The 21,695-nt window shown below is 70.9% G+C and carries 18 protein-coding genes and 6 tRNA genes; 9 read left to right on the plus strand and 15 right to left on the minus strand.

Going from position 1 to position 21,695, the window contains the following annotated elements; genetic code table 11:
• Positions 1-97: 97 nt before the first annotated feature.
• The 8 genes from DEJ51_RS15445 to DEJ51_RS15480 all read right to left on the minus strand — a co-directional run bounded on the left by DEJ51_RS15445 (position 98) and on the right by DEJ51_RS15480 (position 5,929).
• Positions 98-171: transfer RNA gene (locus DEJ51_RS15445), tRNA-Met, on the minus strand.
• A 124-nt stretch (positions 172-295) separates the two neighbouring features.
• Positions 296-808, minus strand: a complete 513-nt coding sequence (locus DEJ51_RS15450) for a GNAT family N-acetyltransferase (protein WP_150258096.1) — start codon at positions 806-808, stop codon at positions 296-298.
• A gap of 195 nt (positions 809-1,003) precedes the next feature.
• A tRNA-Lys gene (locus DEJ51_RS15455) sits at positions 1,004-1,076 on the minus strand.
• A gap of 227 nt (positions 1,077-1,303) precedes the next feature.
• Entirely contained in the window at positions 1,304-3,601 is a 2,298-nt protein-coding gene (locus DEJ51_RS15460) for a DEAD/DEAH box helicase (protein ID WP_411757322.1), read from the minus strand.
• A 307-nt stretch (positions 3,602-3,908) separates the two neighbouring features.
• Positions 3,909-4,445, minus strand: coding sequence for a hypothetical protein (locus DEJ51_RS15465; protein WP_150258098.1), 537 nt, complete (start codon positions 4,443-4,445; stop codon positions 3,909-3,911).
• Positions 4,446-4,632: 187 nt separating this feature from the next.
• Complete coding sequence (gene crcB, locus DEJ51_RS15470; protein ID WP_150258099.1) at positions 4,633-5,007, minus strand: fluoride efflux transporter CrcB; 375 nt, start codon at positions 5,005-5,007, stop codon at positions 4,633-4,635.
• Positions 5,004-5,480, minus strand: coding sequence for a FluC/FEX family fluoride channel (locus tag DEJ51_RS15475; protein WP_150258100.1), 477 nt, complete (start codon positions 5,478-5,480; stop codon positions 5,004-5,006). Before DEJ51_RS15475 ends, crcB begins: the two co-directional genes overlap by 4 nt.
• Positions 5,481-5,578: 98 nt before the next feature.
• Positions 5,579-5,929: a metallopeptidase family protein gene (locus DEJ51_RS15480; protein ID WP_030726307.1), complete on the minus strand. Its 351-nt coding sequence runs from the start codon at positions 5,927-5,929 to the stop codon at positions 5,579-5,581.
• A 103-nt stretch (positions 5,930-6,032) separates the two neighbouring features.
• Here DEJ51_RS15480 and DEJ51_RS15485 point away from each other — a divergent pair.
• The 3 genes from DEJ51_RS15485 to DEJ51_RS15495 all read left to right on the plus strand — a co-directional run bounded on the left by DEJ51_RS15485 (position 6,033) and on the right by DEJ51_RS15495 (position 6,317).
• Positions 6,033-6,105, plus strand: a tRNA-Glu gene (locus DEJ51_RS15485).
• Between the two features lie 39 nt (positions 6,106-6,144).
• A tRNA-Asp gene (locus DEJ51_RS15490) sits at positions 6,145-6,218 on the plus strand.
• Between the two features lie 22 nt (positions 6,219-6,240).
• Positions 6,241-6,317, plus strand: a tRNA-Phe gene (locus DEJ51_RS15495).
• A 38-nt stretch (positions 6,318-6,355) separates the two neighbouring features.
• On the opposite strand, the gene DEJ51_RS15500 is transcribed toward DEJ51_RS15495, so the two are convergent.
• The 3 genes from DEJ51_RS15500 to DEJ51_RS15510 form a co-directional block, all read right to left on the minus strand.
• On the minus strand, positions 6,356-7,171 hold the full coding sequence (locus DEJ51_RS15500; protein ID WP_150261948.1) for a cytochrome c biogenesis CcdA family protein: 816 nt from the start codon (positions 7,169-7,171) through the stop codon (positions 6,356-6,358).
• Between the two features lie 26 nt (positions 7,172-7,197).
• Positions 7,198-7,959 carry a DsbA family protein gene (locus tag DEJ51_RS15505; RefSeq protein ID WP_150258101.1) on the minus strand — a complete coding sequence of 254 codons (762 nt, stop codon included), beginning with the start codon at positions 7,957-7,959 and terminating at the stop codon, positions 7,198-7,200.
• 197 nt (positions 7,960-8,156) lie between these two features.
• A complete protein-coding gene (locus DEJ51_RS15510; RefSeq protein ID WP_150258102.1) occupies positions 8,157-8,786 on the minus strand; it encodes a hypothetical protein in 630 nt (209 codons plus the stop codon).
• A gap of 111 nt (positions 8,787-8,897) precedes the next feature.
• On the opposite strand from DEJ51_RS15510, the gene hrpA reads away from it, so the two are divergent.
• A complete protein-coding gene (gene hrpA, locus DEJ51_RS15515; protein WP_150258103.1) occupies positions 8,898-12,821 on the plus strand; it encodes an ATP-dependent RNA helicase HrpA in 3,924 nt (1,307 codons plus the stop codon).
• 81 nt (positions 12,822-12,902) lie between these two features.
• Positions 12,903-12,976 (plus strand) — tRNA-Asp (locus DEJ51_RS15520).
• 688 nt (positions 12,977-13,664) lie between these two features.
• Here the strand turns inward: DEJ51_RS15520 and bldC are convergent.
• Together bldC and DEJ51_RS15530 are read right to left on the minus strand one after the other, a co-directional pair.
• On the minus strand, positions 13,665-13,871 hold the full coding sequence (bldC, locus tag DEJ51_RS15525; protein ID WP_003949541.1) for a developmental transcriptional regulator BldC: 207 nt from the start codon (positions 13,869-13,871) through the stop codon (positions 13,665-13,667).
• A gap of 567 nt (positions 13,872-14,438) precedes the next feature.
• Complete coding sequence (locus tag DEJ51_RS15530) at positions 14,439-15,293, minus strand: hypothetical protein (protein WP_223835824.1); 855 nt, start codon at positions 15,291-15,293, stop codon at positions 14,439-14,441.
• Positions 15,294-15,486: 193 nt separating this feature from the next.
• Here DEJ51_RS15530 and DEJ51_RS15535 point away from each other — a divergent pair, with 193 nt between their 5' ends.
• Both DEJ51_RS15535 and DEJ51_RS15540 read left to right on the plus strand, forming a co-directional pair.
• A complete protein-coding gene (locus tag DEJ51_RS15535) occupies positions 15,487-16,581 on the plus strand; it encodes a Leu/Phe/Val dehydrogenase (RefSeq protein WP_150258104.1) in 1,095 nt (364 codons plus the stop codon).
• Between the two features lie 289 nt (positions 16,582-16,870).
• Positions 16,871-17,134 carry a DUF3073 domain-containing protein gene (locus tag DEJ51_RS15540; protein WP_150261950.1) on the plus strand — a complete coding sequence of 88 codons (264 nt, stop codon included), beginning with the start codon at positions 16,871-16,873 and terminating at the stop codon, positions 17,132-17,134.
• A gap of 80 nt (positions 17,135-17,214) precedes the next feature.
• Here DEJ51_RS15540 and purM read toward each other — a convergent pair whose 3' ends face one another.
• Together purM and purF are read right to left on the minus strand one after the other, a co-directional pair.
• A complete protein-coding gene (gene purM / locus DEJ51_RS15545) occupies positions 17,215-18,285 on the minus strand; it encodes a phosphoribosylformylglycinamidine cyclo-ligase (RefSeq protein WP_150258105.1) in 1,071 nt (356 codons plus the stop codon).
• A 91-nt stretch (positions 18,286-18,376) separates the two neighbouring features.
• Positions 18,377-19,894 (minus strand): amidophosphoribosyltransferase, encoded by a 1,518-nt coding sequence (gene purF / locus DEJ51_RS15550; protein ID WP_030009390.1) that lies wholly within the window; start codon positions 19,892-19,894, stop codon positions 18,377-18,379.
• A gap of 149 nt (positions 19,895-20,043) precedes the next feature.
• On the opposite strand from purF, the gene DEJ51_RS35840 reads away from it, so the two are divergent.
• Both DEJ51_RS35840 and DEJ51_RS15555 read left to right on the plus strand, forming a co-directional pair.
• Positions 20,044-20,139: a putative leader peptide gene (locus DEJ51_RS35840; RefSeq protein WP_324617183.1), complete on the plus strand. Its 96-nt coding sequence runs from the start codon at positions 20,044-20,046 to the stop codon at positions 20,137-20,139.
• A 116-nt stretch (positions 20,140-20,255) separates the two neighbouring features.
• Positions 20,256-21,689 carry a sulfatase-like hydrolase/transferase gene (locus tag DEJ51_RS15555; RefSeq protein ID WP_150258106.1) on the plus strand — a complete coding sequence of 478 codons (1,434 nt, stop codon included), beginning with the start codon at positions 20,256-20,258 and terminating at the stop codon, positions 21,687-21,689.
• The last annotated feature ends 6 nt before the right edge of the window (positions 21,690-21,695 follow it).

Consider the following 21,695-nt stretch of genomic DNA (forward strand, 5'->3'; position numbering starts at 1 on the left):
GCGGCCGCACGGGTGACGGTCTGCGGCGGGGAAGCCGGGGAGGCCGACACACGACGAAGGCCCGGTTCCTCAAGAGGAACCGGGCCTTCGTACTGAGTAGCGGGGACAGGATTTGAACCTGCGACCTCTGGGTTATGAGCCCAGCGAGCTACCGAGCTGCTCCACCCCGCGTCGGTGAACACAACTCTACGCCATCCGGGGAGAGCCCTTCGCCAATTAACCGCCGCAGCCCCCACGGATCCACATCACCGCAGGTCAGAGCCGCAAGACTGGTACGCAACCGACCCCGGCACCGTCAGGCGGCAGGAAGCCGGCGGCGGGTCAGTACGCGGGTGGTGCTCCCGTCGTCCTCCCGGACGTCCCGTACGTGGGTGAAGCCGATGCGCTCCAGCAGGACCAGGGAGGCGGTGTTGGCGTCGGCCACGGTCGCGTGCACCTCGGTCAGGCCGAGGGAGCCGAAGCCGTACGCGACGATCGCCTCGGCGATCTCGGTACCGAGGCCCGCTCCCCAGGCCTCGGGGGCCAGGGCGTAGATGATCTCGTGTCCGTCGACCTCGTCGGTCCGCTTGATCTCGGCGTGCCCGACCAGCCGGCCCTCCCGGCGCACGGCCCACACGTCGAAGAGGTTCTCGGCGTAGACCTTGGTGAAGACCCGCCCGAAGAGCGCCCGGTCCTCGGCCTCGGAGGTGGGACCGTCTCCCATCCACCGGGACACCCGGGTGTCCTGGAAGAGCGCGACGAACCCTTCCTCGTCCTCGGGGGCGTACGGGTCGAGAACCAGGCGTTCGGTCCGGAGAACTGGCGTCATGGCCGGGACGCTACCCTCCCGGCCCGACGGCCTCATCGCGTTTTCCGGCCGCCCCCGCTCCCGCCCCCTCCCCCGGAGTTGACGGACCGTCCGGTTCCGCGCAGGGCCGCAAACGACGCAGCGCCCCACCTGGCCGGAACCAAGTGGGGCGCTGAGTAGCAGGTCAGAGGGGTCAGCCCCCGTGCCTGCGAGCGGTAGGCCATGTCGGACTCGAACCGACAACCAACGGATTAAAAGTCCGCTGCTCTGCCAATTGAGCTAATGGCCCTCCAGGTGCTCACCCCAGAGCATAGCCGGACCGCGCGGGTCAGCCGATCGGGTATCCGCCGACCGGCCTGTCGCCGCCGGTTCGGAGGTGCTCCGCAGGGCTCCGCAGGGCCTGGAACCGGACCCCGAGGGGGTGTTACGCGGCATCAGGTCCCGGGAGCGGAGAAAGGCCCGCACGGCACCTGGGTGTCGTACGGGCCCTTGCTCAGGGGTTCAGCTCAGCTGAGGTCAGCCGTTGCGCTTCCAGCGCGGCTTGTCGTCGCGGCGGCCGCCGAAGCCGCCGGTGGAGCCGGAGCCGGACGGACGGTGGTCGTCACGGCGGCCGTACGGGCGGTCGCCGCCACCGGAGCGGAAGCCACCGGCCGGACGGTCGTCACGGCGGTCGCGGTTGAAGGGACGGTCGCCGCCACCGGAGCGGAAGCCACCGGAGGGACGGTCGTCGCGGTTGAAGCCGCCGGAGGGACGGTCGTCACGGCGGAAGCCACCACGGTCGCCACCACGGTCGTCACGGTTGAAACCACCGGACGGACGGTCGTCACGACGGAAGCCACCACCGGACGGACGGTCGCCACCGGAGCGGAAGCCACCCGACGGACGGTCGTCGCGGCGGAAGCCACCACGGTCGCCACCACGGTCGTCACGGTTGAAACCACCGGACGGACGGTCGTCACGACGGAAGCCACCACCGGACGGACGGTCGCCACCGGAGCGGAAGCCACCCGACGGACGGTCGTCGCGGCGGAAGCCACCACGGTCGCCACCACGGTCGTCACGGTTGAAACCACCCGACGGACGGCCACCACGGTCACCGCGGTCACCGCGGTCGTCGCGGCGGAAGCCGCCACGGTCGCCACCGCGGTCGCCGCCGCGGTTGTCACGACGCTCGAAGTTGCCGCGGTCGTCGCGCTGGGCGCGGTTCTCCTCGCGGCGCTCCTGGGCGGCGATCTCGGCGGCAGCGGCAGCGGCAGCAGCCGCGACCTCGGCCTCGGCGGCCTCGGCCACCTCGGCGACAGCGGCCTCCGGGTCCTCGCCGCGCTCACGGGCGGAGCGGGCGACGAGGCGGTCGGCCTCCTCGCGCAGCTCGCCGGCCCGGCGGGTCAGACGCTCCAGCTGCTTGGTCAGCTCGGCGACCTCACGCTCGGCCTGCTTGGCGGCGTTGTTCGCGGAGTCGGCCTGGACCTCGGTCAGCGAACGGGCACCGGTGATCTCGGCGACCTCCGGCTCGAAGGCGCCGGCACCCTGGACGATGTGGCGCGAGGCGTCGACGCCCGCGTCCTCCATCAGGCGGAAGATCTGGCGGCGCTGGTGCGGCAGCGCGAGGGAGACCACGACACCGGACTTGCCGGCACGGGCGGTACGGCCCGAGCGGTGCAGGTAGTCCTTGTGGTCGCCGGCCGGGTCCACGTTCAGGACCAGGTCGATGCCGTCGACGTGGATGCCGCGGGCGGCGACGTCGGTCGCGACGAGCGCGTTGACGTAGCCGTCCTTGAAGTCGGCGAGGACGCGGGTACGGGCACCCTGCGTCATGCCGCCGTGCAGCGCGTCGGCCTTCACGCCGGCCTCGACGAGCTGCTCGGCGATGCGGTCGGCGCCCAGCTGGGTGCGGACGAAGATGATGGTGCGGCCCTTGCGGGCGGCGATGGCGGCCGTGACCGGCGCCTTGTCCTTCGGCTTCACGACGAGGACGTGGTGCGTCATGGTCGTGACGTTGCCCTGCGCGCTGTCGACCTCGTGCGTGACGGGGTTGGACAGGTAGCGCTTGACCAGGGTGCCGATCTCGTTCTCCATGGTGGCGGAGAAGAGCATGCGCTGGCCGCCGCCCGGGATCTGGTCGAGCAGCTCGGTGACCTCGGGCAGGAAGCCCAGGTCCGCCATCTGGTCGGCCTCGTCGAGCACCGCGACCTGGACGTTCTCCAGGGAGCAGGCGCCGCGGTTGATGATGTCGCGCAGACGGCCGGGGGTGGCGACGAGGATGTCGACACCGCGCTCCAGGGCGTAGATCTGGTTGCTCATGGAGGTACCGCCGCAGACGACCTTCATCTTCAGGCCGAGCACGTCGCCGTAGGGCTGGAGCGCGTCCGCGACCTGCATCGCGAGCTCACGGGTCGGCGTGAGGATGATCGCGCGGGGCTTCTTCTTCTCGGTGAAGCCGCCGGCCAGCTGGGCCAGGGTCGGCAGACCGAAGGAGAGGGTCTTGCCGGAGCCGGTGCGGCCACGGCCCAGGATGTCCTTGCCGGCCAGGGCGTCCGGGATGGTCGCGGCCTGGATCGGGAAGGGGGTGGTGACGCCGTTCTGCGCGAGCTTGCGCACGACACCGTCGGGGAGACCGAGGTCGCCGAAGGTGATCGAGGGCTCCGCGTCGGCGTCGGCGTCGTCGAAGTCGTCGGCCGAGTCCTCGAAGGACTCGTCGGTGTTCACGTCGGCCTCAAGAGCCTCGATGATCTCGTTGGCCTCGGCGGCCTCGATCGCCTCGGTGACCACGAGGGCCTCGGCGTCGATCATCTCGTTGGAGTCGTTCTCGGGCATGACGGAACGGTCAGAGCTGGAAATGGACATGCGAAATGCGAAACCTTCCGGAGTCTCGGCACGCGCCCAAACTCCGTGAATCGCAAATCGACCGCCTCAATGCGGTCAGCCACGGCTAGGGAGAGTACGCGCCACACGGCGCTCTTCGGATTCGGCGCCGGGCAATGGGATCAAACGATCTATAACCATACGCACCCTCCCCGGGGTCTGGCAAGTCGCCCCCGGAAGAACGGCTCTGACCTGCGAAGACGCCCACGAGGGCGGAGGAGGACCGGGCCCCGGCGGACCCGGTCGGGTGCCGCCGGGCCTAGAGCTCGGGGGCCGGAACGAGGGTCGGCTCCGGCTGCGGACTCGGCGGATCCGGAGTGGGTTCCGTCACAGGGGGAGTCGTGGCCGGGGGCGCCGGGGTCGGGCTCGCCGACTGCTGCCCGCCCGCCGAACCGCCGGGGCCGCCGGGGCCGCCGCCCGGTCCGCCCGTCGTGGGTTCCTGCGGGCCCTGCCCGCCCGCACCCCCGCCCGGTCCCGCCGACGGTGCGGGTGCGCCCGGCCGTCCGGGCGTCGCGCCGGGACTCGGCGAGGCTCCGGTCGCGCCGGAGGCCTTGCCGTCCTCCTTGGGCCTGCCCTCCTGGCTCCCCGTACCGTCCTTCACGCCGTGCCCGTTGCCGCGGACCCCGGAGCCGCGCCCCGAAACGGTCCCCGCACCCGCCTCGGCGCCGCTGCGGCGGTCACCCGAAGCGGCGGGGCCGGGCTTCGCCGCGTCCTCACCGACGCTCATGCAGCCGGCCGTCGCCGCGACCGCGAGCGCGGTGACGGCCAGTCGGAGGGAAGCGGACAACTGGCGCACGGGGGCACCTCCGGAGCCTGAGGGTGAACTTTCCGCATGAGCGGGTCAATGTGCCCAACTCCCTTCGGCCCGTGAGGGACACGCCCTCGGGCCAACGGCCGGGCCAACACCCGGGCCGACACCGGGCCGTTCCGGCCCCAAGACGAGTCCCGGGCCGCGCCCCGGGCCGAGTCCCGGGCGGACCCCCTCAGCCGAAGAGCCGCAGCGCCGCCGTCGACCCGAGGCGCACCGCGCCCAGCCCGACCAGCACCGACGCCACCACGTTCGCCGCGGCCAGGAACCCCCGGCCGCGCTCGGCCAGCCGCAGCGTCTCGTACGAGAACGTCGAGTACGTGCTCAGCGCCCCGCACAGCCCGGTCCCGAGCAGCAACTGCAGCCGCGAGGAGGCGGCGCCCGCCAACGCCGCCCCGGCCAGCGCCCCGAGCACCAGACAGGCGGCCGCGTTGACCACGAACGTGCCCCAGGGGAAGACGGAGTCGTGCCGCGCCTGCACCGCACGGTCCAGCAGGTAGCGCAGCGGTGCACCGACGGCCGCACCCACGACCACGAGCAGCCAGTTCACCGCGGAACACGCCCGGTGGCGCGCCCGCCCACCGCGAGCCGGGTCGCCGCGGCCGCCGCCCAGACCGCACCGAGCGCCGCCACCACCGTGAGCCCGCCGTACGCCAGGGCGGTCCCCGCCTCCCCCTCGTCCAGGAGCCGTGAGAAGTCCACCGCGTAGGTGGAGAAGGTGGTGAAGCCCCCGAGCACGCCGACCCCGGCGAAGGGCCTCAGCAGCGGATGCGGGGCCGTCCGGCCTCCCTCGCTGATCAGCACCATGAGCACGCCGATCAGCGCGCTGCCCGAGGCGTTGATCCACAGGGTCGCCCACGGGAACGCCCCGGGCCCGGCCGGCCACAGCAGGGAGATCCCGTACCGCGCCGCGCCCCCGACCGCGCCGCCCGCCGCCACCGCCGCGAGCACCCGGCCCTGCGGTTCGGTGCGCTGTGCGGGTACGTGCAGGTCGACGTCCGGATCAATGGCTTCGGACACCACCGGGGCCTCCGAGGCCCCTGACGCCCCTGGCGCCTGTGACCCCTGCGACTCCCGCGCGGCCTTCGCCTCGCCGTCGCCGGGAACCGGGGCCGGCCCGGTCACCCGTACCCCAGCGCGTGCAGCCGGTCGTCGTCGATCCCGAAGTGGTGGGCGATCTCGTGGACCACGGTGACCTCCGTCTCCGCGACCACGCTCTCCCGGTCCTCGCACATGCGCAACGTGGGATTGCGGTAGATCGTGATGCGGTCCGGCAGCACCCCGGCGTACCACTCGCCGCGGTCCGTCAGCGGAGTGCCCTCGTACAGACCGAGCAGCTCGGGGTCGTCGGCGGGCGGTTCGTCCTCGACGAACACCGCCACGTTGTCCATCAGCCGCGTCAGCTCCGGCGGGATCCGGTCCAGGGCCTCTGCGACGAGCTCTTCGAACTCCTCGCGCGTCATCTCCAGCACCCGGCCATTGTCGCTCCGGGGGAAACCGTTTTGGCGATAGCTCCCCGGATCCCATATGCTTCTCACGTCCCCGACGCGCTGAGAAGTGCCCGGCGGGCCTTTAGCCCTCATCGTCTAGTGGCCCAGGACGCCGCCCTTTCAAGGCGGTAGCACGGGTTCGAATCCCGTTGGGGGTACGCATTACCGTGTGCAAGACTTGTTCTCGCACACTGCAAGGTCCTGTGGAGCAGTTGGTTAGCTCGCCACCCTGTCAAGGTGGAGGTCGCGGGTTCAAGTCCCGTCAGGATCGCTGAAACCGGAAACGGTTTCGTGGCTGGGTAGCTCAGTTGGTACGAGCGATCGCCTGAAAAGCGATAGGTCGCCGGTTCGACCCCGGCCCCAGCCACCATCAAGAAGGCCCCGTCCATCGGACGGGGCCTTCTGTGGTTACTCCCCTTCGGCCTCGGCCTGAGCCGCGCGCTCCCTGCGGCGCCACTGCACGACGCCGACGGCCGCCGCCCCGGCGGCGACCAGTCCGAGCAGCACCCCGTCCGGTACCCCGTCCGCCAGGGTGCGGACCCGCTGCTCGACGGCGAACGAGTCGTCCACGTCCAGCAGCCCCGGCAGCGCGCTCGCCCCGTCGTAGGCGAGGAACAGCACGCCGAGGGTGATGAAGAACAGCCCGGACAGCAACGAGGTGGTGTGCAGCTCGAAGCGGCCGGCGCGCAGGGCCCGCCCGCGCAGCCAGCGCCGCCTGCCCAGGTCGAACCGCTCCCACAGCAGCGCCATCACGAACAGCGGTACGGCCATCCCCAGGGCGTAGACCGCGAGCAGCAGGCCACCGTAGACGGGGCTGCCGCTGACCGCCGCGACCGTCAGGACGCTGCCCAGGATCGGGCCGGCGCAGAAACCGGCCAGCCCGTAGACCGCGCCGAGCGCGTACACCGACAGGGCGGTGGTCGGCCGGATCCGGCCCGACAGCTCCGAGATCCGCTTCGGCGCGAAGCCGAGCCCCAGGATCTGTGCGAGGCCCAGCGCGATGATCAGCCAGCCGCCCACCAGCACGAGCTGGTCGCGGTTGCCGTGGAAGAACCGCCCCGCGTACGAGCCGGCCGCTCCGAGCGGTACGAGGGTGCTCGCGAGGCCCGCGTAGAAGATCCCGGTACGCGCCAGGAGCCGCGAGGGGGAGTCGATGGAGTACGCGAAGAAGGCGGGCAGCAGCAGCGCGCTGCAGGGGCTGAGCAGCGCCAGGAGGCCGCCCATCAGGGCGGCCAGGTATCCGATGTCGGTCACTGCTTCGCCGCCTCGGCCGCGGCCTCGGACTTCGCCCGGGCGATGGCGGCCGTGAAGGTGTCGAGCGGCTGGGCGCCGGCGATGGGGCGGCCGTTCAGCAGGAAGGACGGGGTGGAGGTGACGCCGATGCGGTAGCCCTCCTCCTGGTCCTTCCGCAGGGCCGCCGCGCCCGCCTCGCCGGCCATGTCCGCCTTGAAGCGCTCCAGATCGGGTACCCCGGCCTCGCGGGCCAGCTCCACGAGCCGGGGTTCGGCGAAGCCCTTCTCCTTCGAGCCGGCGGCGTAGGCGGCGGCGTGGAAGGCGTCGAAGCGGTCCTGCTGCCCGGCCGCCCAGGCGGCCTTGGCGGCGGCTTCGGACTCTGCTCCGAAGATCGGGAAGTTGCGCCACTCGATGCGCAGGGTGCCGTCCTCGACGTACTTCTTCACCAGTTCGGGCTCGGTGTCCCGGGCGAACTTGCCGCAGTAGCCGCACTTGAAGTCGGAGTACTCGACGAGCACGACGGGCGCGTCCGCGCGGCCGACGGCGAGCTTGTCGCCGGAGTCGCGGCGGGCCAGGGCCTTCAGCTCGGCGGCGGGGTCCGTCCGGGGCGCCGCCGCGGAGGCGGAACCGGCCGAGCCGCTCTCGTCGGGGGCGGTGGCCTGCCAGGAGACGAGGCCGAGGGTGATCGAGGCGACGGCGACCCCGGCGGAGATCAGCAGGGGCTTCACGGCGGACTTGGACGTGGCGCCGCGCTGGGGACGGTTCGCGGGAGAGGGCATGCGGGTGCTCCGGTTCTGCGGGTGAGGACGGGGTGGGTACGGGCCGGGCCAGGTGGCCGGGGAGCGCGTCGGTCCGGGAGCGCGTACGGGTGACGGCCCGGACCTCGGCGGTCTCCGGGCCGGCTTCCGGGGGCGGTCTCCGGGGCGGGGCCGCGTCACGGACGCGGGCCCGACCGACAAGATCCGAAAGAGACGGCCTAGACCCGCATCACGGACAGCTCCACCGGGCCGGGGGCCGGCCGGTCGGGGCCGCGGAGCGGCACCCGTACGGACGGGCCCGCGTACGGCCGGGTCACCGGCGGCTCCGGGCGGCCGGGCGGGACCTGCGCGTGGTCGCCGCCGGCCCGGGCCGGGACGGCGGGCGTCCCGCCGTGGTCGGGGGACGCGGGGGCGCAGGAGGGACCGCCGCCCCGCAGGTGGTCGGGGGCTCCGGGGCCGGCCCGGACCGGAGCCCGGGCGGTGGTGCCGTCCGCCTCGGCACGGCCGACCTCTGCCGGTCCGGTCGGCGCCGTCGCTCCGGGGGCAGCGGCCGCCGCCGGGCTCCCGGTGTGTCCCGGCGCGGCGAGGGCCACGTGCGGGACGGCTGCCACGGGGCGCCCGGCCGTCGCCTCGGCGTCGGCGTCGGCAGGGTCGGCAGGGTCGGCAGCGCCGGTGTCGTCGGCAGCGGCGGCGGCGGCGTCGGCAGCAGCGGCGGCGTCGGCCGTCTGCGGACCCGCGGCGGGCCCGCGCGCGGGGAGGAAGCCCGTCGCGGCGGCCGGAGCCGCCCCGCCCAGCAGTACCGCCAGTACCGCCAGCACGGCGCAGCCGAACAGGCGCAGGCGGGACAAGGTGGGCTGCCTCTCACTCGTACGACCGACGGACTCGTCCCGAAATGGTACGGGTCCGCCCCACAAATGCGTTCGCCACCCGGAGGGCCCAGGTGAGATCCTCGACCAGGTATGTCTACTTCCTTCGCCGCCCTGCAGACGCTTCTCGGTGAGATCTCCCTCCGTGACGCGCACCGCCTCGGCCGCCGCCTCGAAGGCGCCCGCCGTATCCGCAAGCCCGAGGCCAAGCAGGCCGTGCTCGACGAGATCGCCGCGGAGGCCGCCAAGGCCGCCGAGCGACTGGCCGGCCGTGCCTCGCGGATGCCGGAGGTCACGTATCCCGAGAACCTGCCCGTCAGCCAGAAGAAGGACGAGATCGCCGAGGCGATACGCGACCACCAGGTCGTGATCGTCGCGGGCGAGACCGGGTCCGGCAAGACCACGCAGATCCCCAAGATCTGCATGGAGCTGGGCCGCGGTGTCCGGGGCATGATCGGGCACACCCAGCCCCGCCGGATCGCCGCCCGTACGGTCGCGGAGCGGATCGCCGAGGAGCTGAAGTCCGAGATCGGCCAGACCGTCGGCTGGAAGGTCCGCTTCACCGACCAGGTGGACCAGGACGCCACCTTCGTGAAGCTGATGACGGACGGCATCCTGCTCGCCGAGATCCAGACGGACCGCGAGCTGCGCGCCTACGACACGATCATCATCGACGAGGCCCACGAGCGGTCCCTCAACATCGACTTCCTGCTCGGCTACCTGGCGACGCTGCTGCCCAAGCGGCCCGACCTCAAGGTCGTCATCACCTCCGCGACGATCGACCCGGAGCGTTTCTCCCGCCACTTCGGCGACGCCCCGATCGTCGAGGTCAGCGGGCGCACGTATCCGGTGGAGGTCCGCTACCGGCCGCTGCTGGAAGAGGACTCCGAGGAGTCCGACCGGGACCAGATCACCGCGATCTGCGACGCCGTGGACGAGCTCCAGGGCGAGGGCGCCGGCGACATCCTGGTCTTCCTCTCCGGCGAGCGCGAGATCCGCGACACCGCCGACGCGCTGATCAAGAAGAAGCTGCGCTTCACCGAGGTCCTCCCCCTCTACGCCCGCCTCTCGCACGCCGAGCAGCACCGGGTCTTCCAGCAGCACACCGGCCGCCGGATCGTGCTCGCGACCAACGTCGCCGAGACCTCCCTGACCGTCCCCGGCATCAAGTACGTGATCGACCCGGGCACCGCCCGGATCTCCCGCTACAGCCACCGCACCAAGGTCCAGCGCCTGCCGATCGAGCGGATCTCGCAGGCCAGCGCCAACCAGCGCAAGGGCCGCTGCGGCCGTACCAGCGACGGCATCTGCATCCGGCTGTACTCCGAGGACGACTTCAACGCCCGTCCCGAGTTCACCGACGCCGAGATCCTGCGCACGAACCTGGCCTCCGTCATCCTGCAGATGACCGCCGCGGGCCTCGGTGAGATCGAGAAGTTCCCCTTCATCGACCCGCCGGACCACCGCAACATCCGCGACGGCGTGCAGCTGCTCCAGGAGCTCGGCGCACTGGACCCGGCCGAGAAGGATCCCAAGAAGCGCCTGACGCAGATGGGCCGCCAGCTGTCGCAGCTGCCCGTCGACCCGCGGCTGGCCCGCATGGTCATCGAGGCCGACAAGAACAACTGCGTCCGCGAGGTCATGGTCATCGCGGCGGCCCTGTCCATCCAGGACCCGCGCGAGCGGCCCTCGGACAAGCAGACCCAGGCCGACCAGAACCACGCCCGGTTCAAGGACGAGACCAGCGACTTCCTCTCGTTCCTCAACATGTGGCGCTATGTGCGCGAGCAGCAGAAGGAACGCGGCTCGTCCTCGTTCCGCCGGATGTGCAAGCAGGAGTACCTGAACTTCCTGCGGATCCGCGAGTGGCAGGACATCTACTCCCAGCTGCGCACGGTCGCCAAGAGCATGGGCATCCACGTCAACGAGGCCGACGCCCCCGAGCAGGTCGTCCACGTCTCGCTGCTGGCCGGACTGCTCTCGCACATCGGGCTGAAGGACACCGACAAGAACGAGTACCTCGGTGCCCGCAGCGCCAAGTTCGCGATCTTCCCGGGTTCCTCGCTGTTCAAGAAGCAGCCGAAGTTCGTGATGTCGGCCGAGCTCGTGGAGACCTCGCGGCTGTGGGCCCGGGTCAACGCCAAGGTGGAGCCCGAGTGGGTGGAGCCGCTGGCGCAGCACCTGATCAAGCGCACGTACAGCGAGCCGCACTGGGAGAAGGACCAGGCGGCCGTGATGGCGTACGAGAAGGTCACGCTGTACGGCGTGCCGATCGTCGCCCAGCGGAAGATCAACTACGGCCGGATCGACGCCGAGGTCTCGCGCGAGCTGTTCATCCGCAACGCTCTCGTCGAGGGCGACTGGCGGACCCACCACAAGTTCTACGCCGACAACCGCAAGCTCCTCACCGAGGTGGAGGAGCTGGAGAACCGGGCCCGGCGCCGCGACATCGTGGTCGACGACGAGACGCTCTTCGACTTCTACGACCAGCGGATCCCGGCCCACGTGGTCTCGGGGGCGCACTTCGACTCGTGGTGGAAGCACAAGAAGCGCGAGGAGCCGGAACTCCTCGACTTCGAGCGCGAGATGCTGCTGACCGAGAAGGCGGCCGGGGTCACCAAGGCCGACTACCCGGACTCCTGGCGGCAGGGGCCGCTGAAGTTCCGGGTGACCTACCAGTTCGAACCGGGTGCGGACGCCGACGGCGTGACCGTCCACATCCCGCTCCAGGTGCTGAACCAGGTCACCGACGAGGGCTTCGACTGGCAGATCCCGGGCCTGCGCGAGGAGGTCGTCACCGAGCTGATCCGCTCGCTGCCGAAGCCGATCCGCCGGCACTACGTGCCCGCGCCGAACTACGCGGGCCGGTTCCTGGACACGGCGGTGCCCCTGCAGGAGCCGCTGCCGGTCACCCTCGCCCGCGAGCTCCAGCGGATGGTCGGGGTCCCTGTCTCGGCCGAGGACTTCGACCTCGGGCGGATCCCGGACCACCTGAAGATCACCTTCCGGATCGTCGACGAGCGCCGCAAGAACCTCGCCGAGGACAAGGACCTGGAGGCCCTGCGGCTGCGCCTGAAGCCGAAGGCCCGCCAGGCCCTCTCCAAGGCCGCGGCGGCCACCGCCGAGCGTGCGGGCGGGGAGTCGGTGGAGCGCACCGGGCTGACCGACTGGACGATCGGCACGCTGACGAAGGTCTTCGAGACCCGCCGGGCGGGTCAGCCGGTGAAGGCCTACCCGGCGCTGGTGGACGAGGGCACGAGCGTGTCCGTACGGCTCTTCGACACGGAGGCCGAGCAGCAGCAGGCGATGTGGCTGGGCACCCGCCGGCTCATCCTGCTGAACATCCCGGTGAATCCGGCGAAGTTCGCCTCGGACCACCTGACCAACCAGCAGAAGCTGGCCCTGTCCAGGAATCCGCACGGCTCCATCCAGGCGCTCTTCGACGACTGCGCGACCGCGGCGACCGACAAGCTGATCGCCGACCACGGCGGTCCCGCGTGGGACGAGGCGGGCTTCCGGCGGCTCTACGAGGCAGTCCGCGCCGACCTGGTGGACACGACCGTGCGCACGGTGAGCCAGGTGCAGCAGGTGCTGGCCGCCTGGCAGGCCTGTGAGCGCCGCCTGAAGGCCACGGGCAGCCTGGCGCTGGTCGCGAACATCCAGGACGTCAAGACGCAGCTGGCGGCCCTCATGCCGGCCGGCTTCGTGACGCTCACCGGGCTGCGCAGGCTCCCGGACCTGATGCGCTACCTGGTGGCGGCGGACCGGCGGCTCCAGCAGATGCCCACGGGCGTCCAGCGCGACACCACGCGCATGGAGAAGGTCCACGAGATGCAGGACGAGTACGCCTGGCTCCTGGAACAGCTGCCGAAGGGGCGGCCGGTCCCCTCCACGGTCACCGACATCCGCTGGATGATCGAGGAACTGCGCGTCAGTTACTTCGCGCACGCGCTCGGGACGGCGTACCCGATCTCCGACAAGCGGATCGTGAAGGCGGTGGACGCGGCGGCGCCGTGACCGCTGCCGTGATCCGGTTCGACTGCACCCCCTGAGCTGCGGTACAGTCTGATTCGCAGCCGCCGAGCGGCCGCAAATCAAGGACCTGTGGAGCAGTTGGTTAGCTCGCCACCCTGTCAAGGTGGAGGTCGCGGGTTCAAGTCCCGTCAGGTTCGCAGGAACGTCAGGGCCCGTATCCCTCTGGGGATGCGGGCCCTGACGCGTTGGCGGGTGGTGACCTCCGGACCGCCTTGGAGGCCGCCGTGCGGCCCGTGGGGCGGCCACGGCCCCCGCGACCGCCCGCGGACACCTCCGGGCCGCGTCCACGGCGTCTGCGGTCCGTACACGAGCACACCCCGGGTCCCCCCGAACCCGCCCCCGCCCTCCCGGAGCTCTGCCGAGCTCTGCCGAGCTCTCCGGACCCCTCCAGGCTTCTCCGGCCCTCCCCCAGCCCCTCGACTTCTCCGGAGCGCTCGGGGCCGGGGACGAGCCGTGAGCGGAATCCCCCGTTCGCATGATGTGCCCCGTGCGGCACATCCCCTTTACGGGGTGCATTACCGGATATACAAGAGTGATCATCTGTGACGGGAGTCACCGCATGAGTTTTTGAGACTCATACTTTTATCGCACCCATACGCCCGCTCGATAGAATATGTGCAATGGCACCTACCTCCGGCGGCGCCGCGCGACCCCTGAGACCCACCCTGACCTGGGCATAAAAAAGATCGCGCTGGACCCGGCGGAGTCCAGCGCGATCGAACGGCTTTGACCTGTTGGGGCAGGCCCGGCCGTTTGAAGCCATGTGGGTTTCATCGGATTGGGGGACCCGATATAAACCCGTTAAAGCGGGGTGTTTACGCGACCTCAGGCCTCGCTGCGCTGCTGCGGAATTCCCGCGAGCAGTGCGCGAACCTCGGCCTCGCGGTACCGGCGGTGTCCACCCAGGGTGCGGATGGACGTGAGCTTGCCAGCCTTGGCCCAGCGGGTGACCGTCTTCGGGTCCACGCGGAACATCGTGGCAACCTCAGCCGGGGTCAGCAGCGGCTCGGCATCAGGGGTGCGAGCGGTCATGAGCGGCCTCCTCGGGAGAACCGAACCATCTCGGTTCTTTCCTCTAAATTCTGCACCTTGGCCCGCGTTGCCCGAAATGGACATACGCGGGCCGAGTCGGTTATAGGACGAACGGCTTGTCCTCGGCACTACAACTACACCATCCGTCCAGCCTCGACGGCCAAACCGACGGAATTGCCCTCCGAGGTGTTCATCAGCGGCGGAAGCCGATGGACCGTCCCATAGCGGACAGTCACCCCACTGTGACGATCAGTCACAGAGCGATCAGGAGTCGTCAGACCCCCCGTAGAGTGCAATGCCGAGCATTCCGCCCTTAGTTGGGCGGAAGGAACCCTCCCCGGACTCCTTGTCCTATTTTGGCACGAGGGTAGGGGAAGGGCGCAAGGGTGTAGTTAGTGCGGTCCGTCACGCTTGGGCCAATGGCCCGTATCGGGACGTAGGTCCTGGCACTACGTCCCAAATGCCATGATCAGGCCTCTGATCAGCCACTATTCACCGATCGACCGATACCGGACGATACGTACGGACCCCTGCTGAGTGAAACCAGCCACATAGGCCCCTTTCGGCCTAATTCGCGAAAAGCCGCTCCCGGACCGCCCGCCACCGCTCCGCCAGCTCCTCGTACACCTCGGTCGCCCCCTCCGCGTCCCCCGCCCTCAGGGCCGCGACCCCCGCCGCGAGGTCCCGGGCCGAACGGTCGGCCGCCAGCCGGTCCGCCGGCAGCGCGTGCAGCAGCCCGCCGTAGTCCAGTTCGACCATCGAACGCGGGTGGAACTCCTCCAGCCAGCTCCCCACTTCCACCAGTCCGTCGGCCAGCGCCCCGTACCCCTCCGCGTCCCGCAGGGTCCGCAGCGCCCGGGCGAGCCGCCGCCGGGCCTGCACCATCGGCGTGCGGTAGCGCAGCCGCTCGCCCGGCACGTGCTCCCGCTCCTCGTCCGCCACCAGCACGAACCAGCGCAGCGGAACCTGCCACACCCCCGTACGGATCCAGGGGCGCGCGTCCGGGTTCCGTTCTCGCCAGCGCTCGTACTCCTCGGCCGCCCGGCGGCGCTCCCCCGGCGGGAGCGCCGCGTCCAGCACCGGGCGGGGGAACCACTCGACCAGCTCCTGGAGGGCCAGCCAGCCGCGGAGCCGGGTGCGCCACGGACAGACCAGGAGCACCCCGTCGACCACCGCGGTGAAGGCGTCCGCGCTCTCGTGGGCCGGCACCCCCACCACCGGGACCCGCACCAAGTCCGACAGCGACCGGCGCAGTTCGTCCTGGGCGGTCGGGGTCGCCCCGCGCCGGGCGTAGTCGGCCCAGTGCGTGCGCTCCGGCTCGGCGAAGGCCGCCAGCGGCTCGTAGACGCGCAGGTAGGAGGCGTACGGGACGGTCGGCGCCGAGCGCGCGGACGGCAGCGGGAGATCGGAGGATTCGCTCACGCTCTCGTACTGCCCCTCCAGGGGGCCGGGTTCACCTCCGGGGCGTCGCAGCCCCGCGGGCCACGGGAGTGTTCCGATCCTCGGACAGGTCACCTACGGGCGGCCCCCAGGTCTTACTCTGCTCCCAGCACGCCCTCCCCCACCCGCAGGGCGGGCGTCTTTCCGCCGCATCTCTTCCATGGGAGTCACCACCGTGACCGAAATGACCGACGGCGTCCTGCACACCCTGTTCCGCACGGAGCAGGGCGGCCACGAGCAAGTCGTGCTGTGCCAGGACCGCGCCACCGGCCTGAAGGCCGTCATCGCCATCCACTCCACCGCCCTGGGCCCCGCCCTCGGCGGTACGCGCTTCCACGCGTACGCCTCCGACGAGGAGGCCGTCCAGGACGCGCTGAACCTCTCGCGCGGCATGTCGTACAAGAACGCTCTCGCCGGTCTCGACCTCGGCGGCGGCAAGGCCGTGATCATCGGCGACCCGGACGTCCTCAAGAGCGAGGAACTCCTCCAGGCCTACGGCCGGTTCGTGGAGTCCCTCGGCGGCCGCTACGTGACCGCCTGCGACGTCGGCACCTACGTGGCCGACATGGACGTCGTGGCCCGCGAGACCCGCTGGGCGACCGGCCGCTCCCCCGAGAACGGCGGCGCGGGCGACTCCTCGGTCCTCACCGCCTTCGGCGTCTTCCAGGGCATGCGCGCCAGCGCCCAGCACCTGTGGGGCGACCCGACCCTGCGCGGCCGCAAGGTCGGCGTCGCCGGTGTCGGCAAGGTCGGCCACTACCTGGTCGAGCACCTGCTGGAGGACGGCGCCGAGGTCGTGATCACGGACGTACGGGAAGAGTCCGTACGCCGGATCCTCGACAAGCACCCCGGCAAGGTCACCGCCGTCGCCGACACGGACGCGCTGATCCGCGTCGAGGGCCTGGACATCTACGCCCCCTGCGCGCTCGGCGGCGCCCTGAACGACGAGACCGTCCCGGCGCTCACCGCGACGATCGTCTGCGGCGCGGCGAACAACCAGCTCGCCCACCCGGGCATCGAGAAGGACCTCTCGGACCGCGGGATCCTCTACGCGCCCGACTACGTGGTGAACGCGGGCGGTGTCATCCAGGTCGCCGACGAGCTGCGCGGCTTCGACTTCGACCGCTGCAAGGCCAAGGCCACGAAGATCTTCGACACCACGCTGGAAATCTTTGCTCGCGCGAAGACCGATGGCATTCCGCCGGCCGCCGCGGCCGACCGGATCGCCGAGCAGCGGATGGCCGACGGCCGCGCCGCGCGCACGGTCTAGGCACTTCCCGGGGCTCCCGGGCGCCCCGCCGGGGTGCGGCGAGACGGAACTCACTGCACTTCGGCGGGTCGCCCGCCAGGAAAAGGTTAAAATCGCAGCTGACCAGGGAGGACGGGGCGCCTCGTTGGTTCTGCACCGGGGCGCGTCATGCGGGCGGCGTACCGTATGGCCGCGGAAGCAGGTACCGTTAAACCCCTACGGACGGTCTCTCCACGGAGAGCCCGCTCCGAACCATGAACGCGTGTCAGACTCTGGGGCCGTCGAGCCCCGTCACCGAGGGGGTCGAGCCATGGGGCGCGGCCGGGCAAAGGCCAAGCAGACGAAGGTCGCCCGCCAGCTGAAGTACAGCAGCGGCGGGACTGACCTCTCGCGTCTGGCCAACGAGCTGGGCGCATCGACCGTGGAACCGCTGCCTGTCAGCGAGCCGGTCGAGGTAGACGACGACGAGCTGGACGAGGACGACCCGTACGCTCGGTACGCGGACCTCTACAACACGGATGACGACGACGAGGACGAGGAGTCCGGGCCGTCGTCACAGCGTCGCGGCGCTTGACGCCCTGAGGCGTCTGCACGACAGACAAAAAGACTGAAACCCGGTCCAGGGCATCGCCCCGGGCCGGGTTTCAGTGCTGCTCAGCTCGCGTAGGAACCGGTCATGGTCGCGCCCTCGACGTGGTCGCCGCGGTCCAGGATCTCTCCCGCGACCCACGCGTCGACACCCCGGTCGGCCAGCGCGGTCAGCGCCACGTCCACCGACTCCTGCGGAACGACGGCCATCATGCCGACGCCCATGTTCAGGGTCTTCTCCAGCTCCAGCTGCTCCACCTGGCCCGCCTTGCCGACCAGGTCGAAGATGGCGCCGGGCGCCCAGGTCGACCGGTCGACCGTGGCGTGCAGGTGGTCCGGGATGACCCGGGCCAGGTTCGCCGCGAGGCCGCCGCCGGTGATGTGCGAGTAGGCGTGCACCTCGGCCGTGCGGGTGAGGGCCATGCAGTCCAGCGAGTAGATCTTGGTGGGCTCCAGCAGCTCCTCGCCGAGGGTGCGGCCGAGCTCCTCCACGTGGCTCTCCAGCGACATCTTGGCGCGCTCGAAGAGGACGTGACGGACCAGCGAGTACCCGTTCGAGTGAAGGCCGGACGAAGCCATCGCGATGACGGCGTCCCCCGTACGGATGCGATCCGCGCCGAGCAGGCGGTCGTACTCGACGACGCCCGTTCCGGCACCGGCCACGTCGAAGTCGTCCGGTCCCAGCAGACCGGGGTGCTCGGCGGTCTCGCCGCCCACCAGAGCGCAGCCGGCGAGGACGCAGCCCTCGGCGATGCCCTTGACGATCGCCGCGACACGCTCGGGGTGCACCTTGCCGACGCAGATGTAGTCGGTCATGAAGAGCGGCTCGGCGCCGCAGACGACGATGTCGTCCATGACCATCGCCACCAGGTCGTGGCCGATGGTGTCGTACACGCCGAGCTGGCGGGCGATGTCCACCTTGGTGCCGACGCCGTCGGTGGCCGAGGCGAGCAGCGGACGCTCGTAGCGCTTGAGGGCGGAGGCGTCGAAGAGGCCGGCGAAGCCGCCGAGGCCACCGAGGACCTCGGGGCGCTGCGTCTTCTTCACCCACTCCTTCATCAGCTCGACGGCGCGGTCGCCCGCTTCGATGTCCACGCCTGCGGCTGCGTAGCTGGCACCGGTGGTCTTCTCTGTCATGACAGGAGAGAGCTTTCGTGTCGTTACTGCGTGTGGTGCCGGGCCCTGGGAGAAGCCTCAAAGACAGGGCCCGGCGCAGGTTGAGCCAGGGCTACGGGCGGCGGAGCGCGTCGGCGGCGTCCGTGCCGCCCGCGAGCTCGGACTCCAGCAGCTGCTTGCCCAGGAGCTGCGGGTCGGGCAGCTCCATCGGGTACTCGCCGTCGAAGCAGGCACGGCAGAGGTTGGGCTTCTGGATCGTGGTCGCCTCGACCATCGCGTCGAGCGAGATGTACGAGAGCGAGTCCGCGCCCAGCGAGGTGGCGATCTCGTCGACCGTCATGCCGTTGGCGATCAGCTCGGCCCGGGTGGCGAAGTCGATGCCGAAGAAGCACGGCCACTTCACCGGCGGCGAGGAGATCCGGATGTGGACCTCGGCCGCGCCGGCCTCGCGGAGCATCTTGACCAGGGCCCGCTGGGTGTTGCCGCGGACGATCGAGTCGTCGACGACCACCAGGCGCTTGCCCCGGATGACTTCCTTGAGGGGGTTGAGCTTGAGCCGGATGCCGAGCTGGCGGATCGTCTGCGAGGGCTGGATGAAGGTCCGGCCCACGTAGGCGTTCTTGACCAGGCCGGATCCGTACGGAATCCCGCTGGCTTCGGCGTATCCGACCGCGGCGGGCGTGCCGGACTCCGGCGTCGCTATCACCAGATCGGCGTCGACCGGGGCTTCCTTGGCCAGGCGCCGACCCATCTCGACACGCGAGAGGTAGACGTTCCGGCCGGCGATGTCGGTGTCCGGGCGCGCCAGGTAGACGTACTCGAAGACACAGCCCTTGGGCTTCGCTTCCGCGAATCGAGAGGTACGCAGACCGTTCTCGTCGATCGCGATGAGCTCGCCCGGTTCGACCTCGCGGACGAAGCTGGCGCCGCAGATGTCGAGGGCGGCGGTCTCGCTCGCGACCACCCAGCCGCGCTCCAGGCGGCCGAGGACCAGCGGGCGGATGCCCTGCGGGTCACGGGCGGTGTAGAGGGTCCCCTCGTCCATGAAGACGAGGGAGAAGGCGCCCTTGACCTGAGGCAGGACCTTGGCGGCCGACTCCTCGATGGTCAGGGGCTTGCCCTCGTCGTCGGTCTGGCCGGCGAGCAGGGCGGTGACCAGGTCGGTGTCATTGGTGGCGGCCACCTGGGTGGCACGGCCGTCCTGACGGGGGAGGTCGGCGACCATCTCGGCAAGCTCGGCGGTGTTCACCAGGTTGCCGTTGTGACCCAGGGCAATGGAGCCGTGGGCGGTCGCACGGAAGGTCGGCTGGGCGTTCTCCCAGACGGAGGCCCCGGTGGTCGAATAGCGGGCGTGACCGACCGCGATATGACCTTGGAGCGAGCCGAGAGAGGTTTCGTCGAAGACCTGGGAAACAAGTCCCATGTCCTTGAAGACGAGGATCTGGGAACCGTTGCTCACAGCGATTCCCGCGGACTCTTGTCCACGGTGCTGCAGGGCATACAGTCCGAAGTAGGTGAGCTTGGCGACCTCTTCACCCGGAGCCCAGACACCGAAGACGCCGCAAGCGTCCTGGGGGCCCTTTTCGCCGGGGAGCAGGTCGTGGTTGAGTCGTCCATCACCACGAGGCACGCTCCCGAGTGTAGGCGAGATCGACCACTGGTCCGAATTGGGGACGGCCGGGAAATGTCACAGCACAGAGGGTGACCGATCCATTCCGTCTCGGCATCCGGAATGCCCCTGTTGACAGGCGCATGGGCATTCGTACAGGCTCTCGCCCCATGCAGCCTCTCGGTGACCGAACCGTCACCCTCGTCGAGCGCCGGCACGTGGACCTGGTCCGTGTCGCGAGCGCCATCTGTCGCTGTTCTGCGTAGTCACACGCCGCTTTTCGTTCTCTTTCTTCCTGATTCCTGACCGAGCCCGCCCTGCCGTGCCGCGCGCCGTCCCGCGCCGCCCGGGGCGGGCCGGCGGGCCATGCCTTGGAGTACCTGTGACCTCGTACGAACCCCACCTGTCCCGGCGCGCCTTCGGCGGCGCGGTCGGCGTGAGCGCGGCCGCCGCGGCGGTGGGGCTGGGCGCCTCCCCGGCCGCCGCGGCCCCGACCCCCGGGGGCGGGCGGAACGCGCCGCAGGAGCGGGAGTTCCGGGCCGGGCGGCCCCGGCCGTCCCGCCGGCCGAACATCCTGTTCATCCTCGGCGACGACCTGGGCTGGGCCGACCTCTCCTCGTACGGCTCCCCGCACATCAGGACCCCGAACCTGGACCGCCTCGCCCGCCAGGGCGTCCGCTTCACCGACGCCTACTCGGGCTCCGCGACCTGCTCGCCGACCCGGTTCAGCCTGTACACCGGGCGCTACCCGGGCCGCACCAAGGGCGGGCTGGCCGAACCGATCGCCGACAAGACGGCCGGTCTGGACCCCACCCACCCGACGCTGGCCTCCCTGCTGAAGTCCGCCGGCTACGCGACCGCGTTGATCGGCAAGTGGCACGCGGGCTACCTGCCCGACTACAGCCCGACCAGGTCCGGCTGGGACGAGTTCTTCGGCAACTTCGGCGGGGCCCTGGAGTACTACTCCAAGCTGGGCCTCGGCGGCGAGTACGACCTCTACGAGGGCGACGCCGAGTACAAGGACCTGCGCTACTACACGCGGATCATCACCGAGCGGGCGAGCGAGTACGTCTCGCGCGACCACCACGGCAAGCCGTGGCTGCTGAACCTCAACTTCACCACCCCGCACTGGCCGTGGATCGCCGACGGGGACACCGAGCAGAGCGCCGAGATCGTCCGCCGGATCAAGGCGGGCGACGGGCGCGCCCTGTGGCACCAGGACGGCGGCTCGGTCGAGAAGTACAAGGAGATGGTCGAGGACCTCGACCGCTCGGTCGGCAAGGTCCTGGAGGCCCTGCGGCGTTCCGGGCAGGAGGAGGACACCCTGGTGGTCTTCTCCAGCGACAACGGCGGGGAGCGCTTCTCGTACAACTGGCCGCTGTCCGGCAACAAGGCCTCCCTCCAGGAGGGCGGCATCCGCGTGCCGAACATCGCGCGCTGGCCCGCCCGGCTGGACGGCGGCCAGGTCAGCCACGTCCCCGTGTTCAGCCCGGACTGGACGGCGACGCTGCTGGAGGTCGCCGGGGCGCGCCCGCACCCCGCCTACCCGCTGGACGGGGCGAGCCTGGCCGGGTACCTGCTGCGCGGCGAGAAGGTGGCCGAGCGGGACCTTTTCTGGCGGGTCCGGGGCGAGCGGGCGCTGCGCCGCGGGGACTGGAAGTACTACCGCGGCAAGGCGGGCAAGGACCAGCTGTTCAACCTGTCCGGGGACGTCCGCGAGCAGGCCGACAAGGCCGCCGTGGAGCCGGCCCGGCTGGCACTGCTGCGGGCGGCCTGGGAGAAGGTGGACGCCCAGCTCCTGCCGTACCCGGCCTGACCGATG

The sequence above is a fragment of the Streptomyces venezuelae genome (assembly GCF_008642275.1).
Taxonomy (GTDB): domain Bacteria; phylum Actinomycetota; class Actinomycetes; order Streptomycetales; family Streptomycetaceae; genus Streptomyces; species Streptomyces venezuelae_E.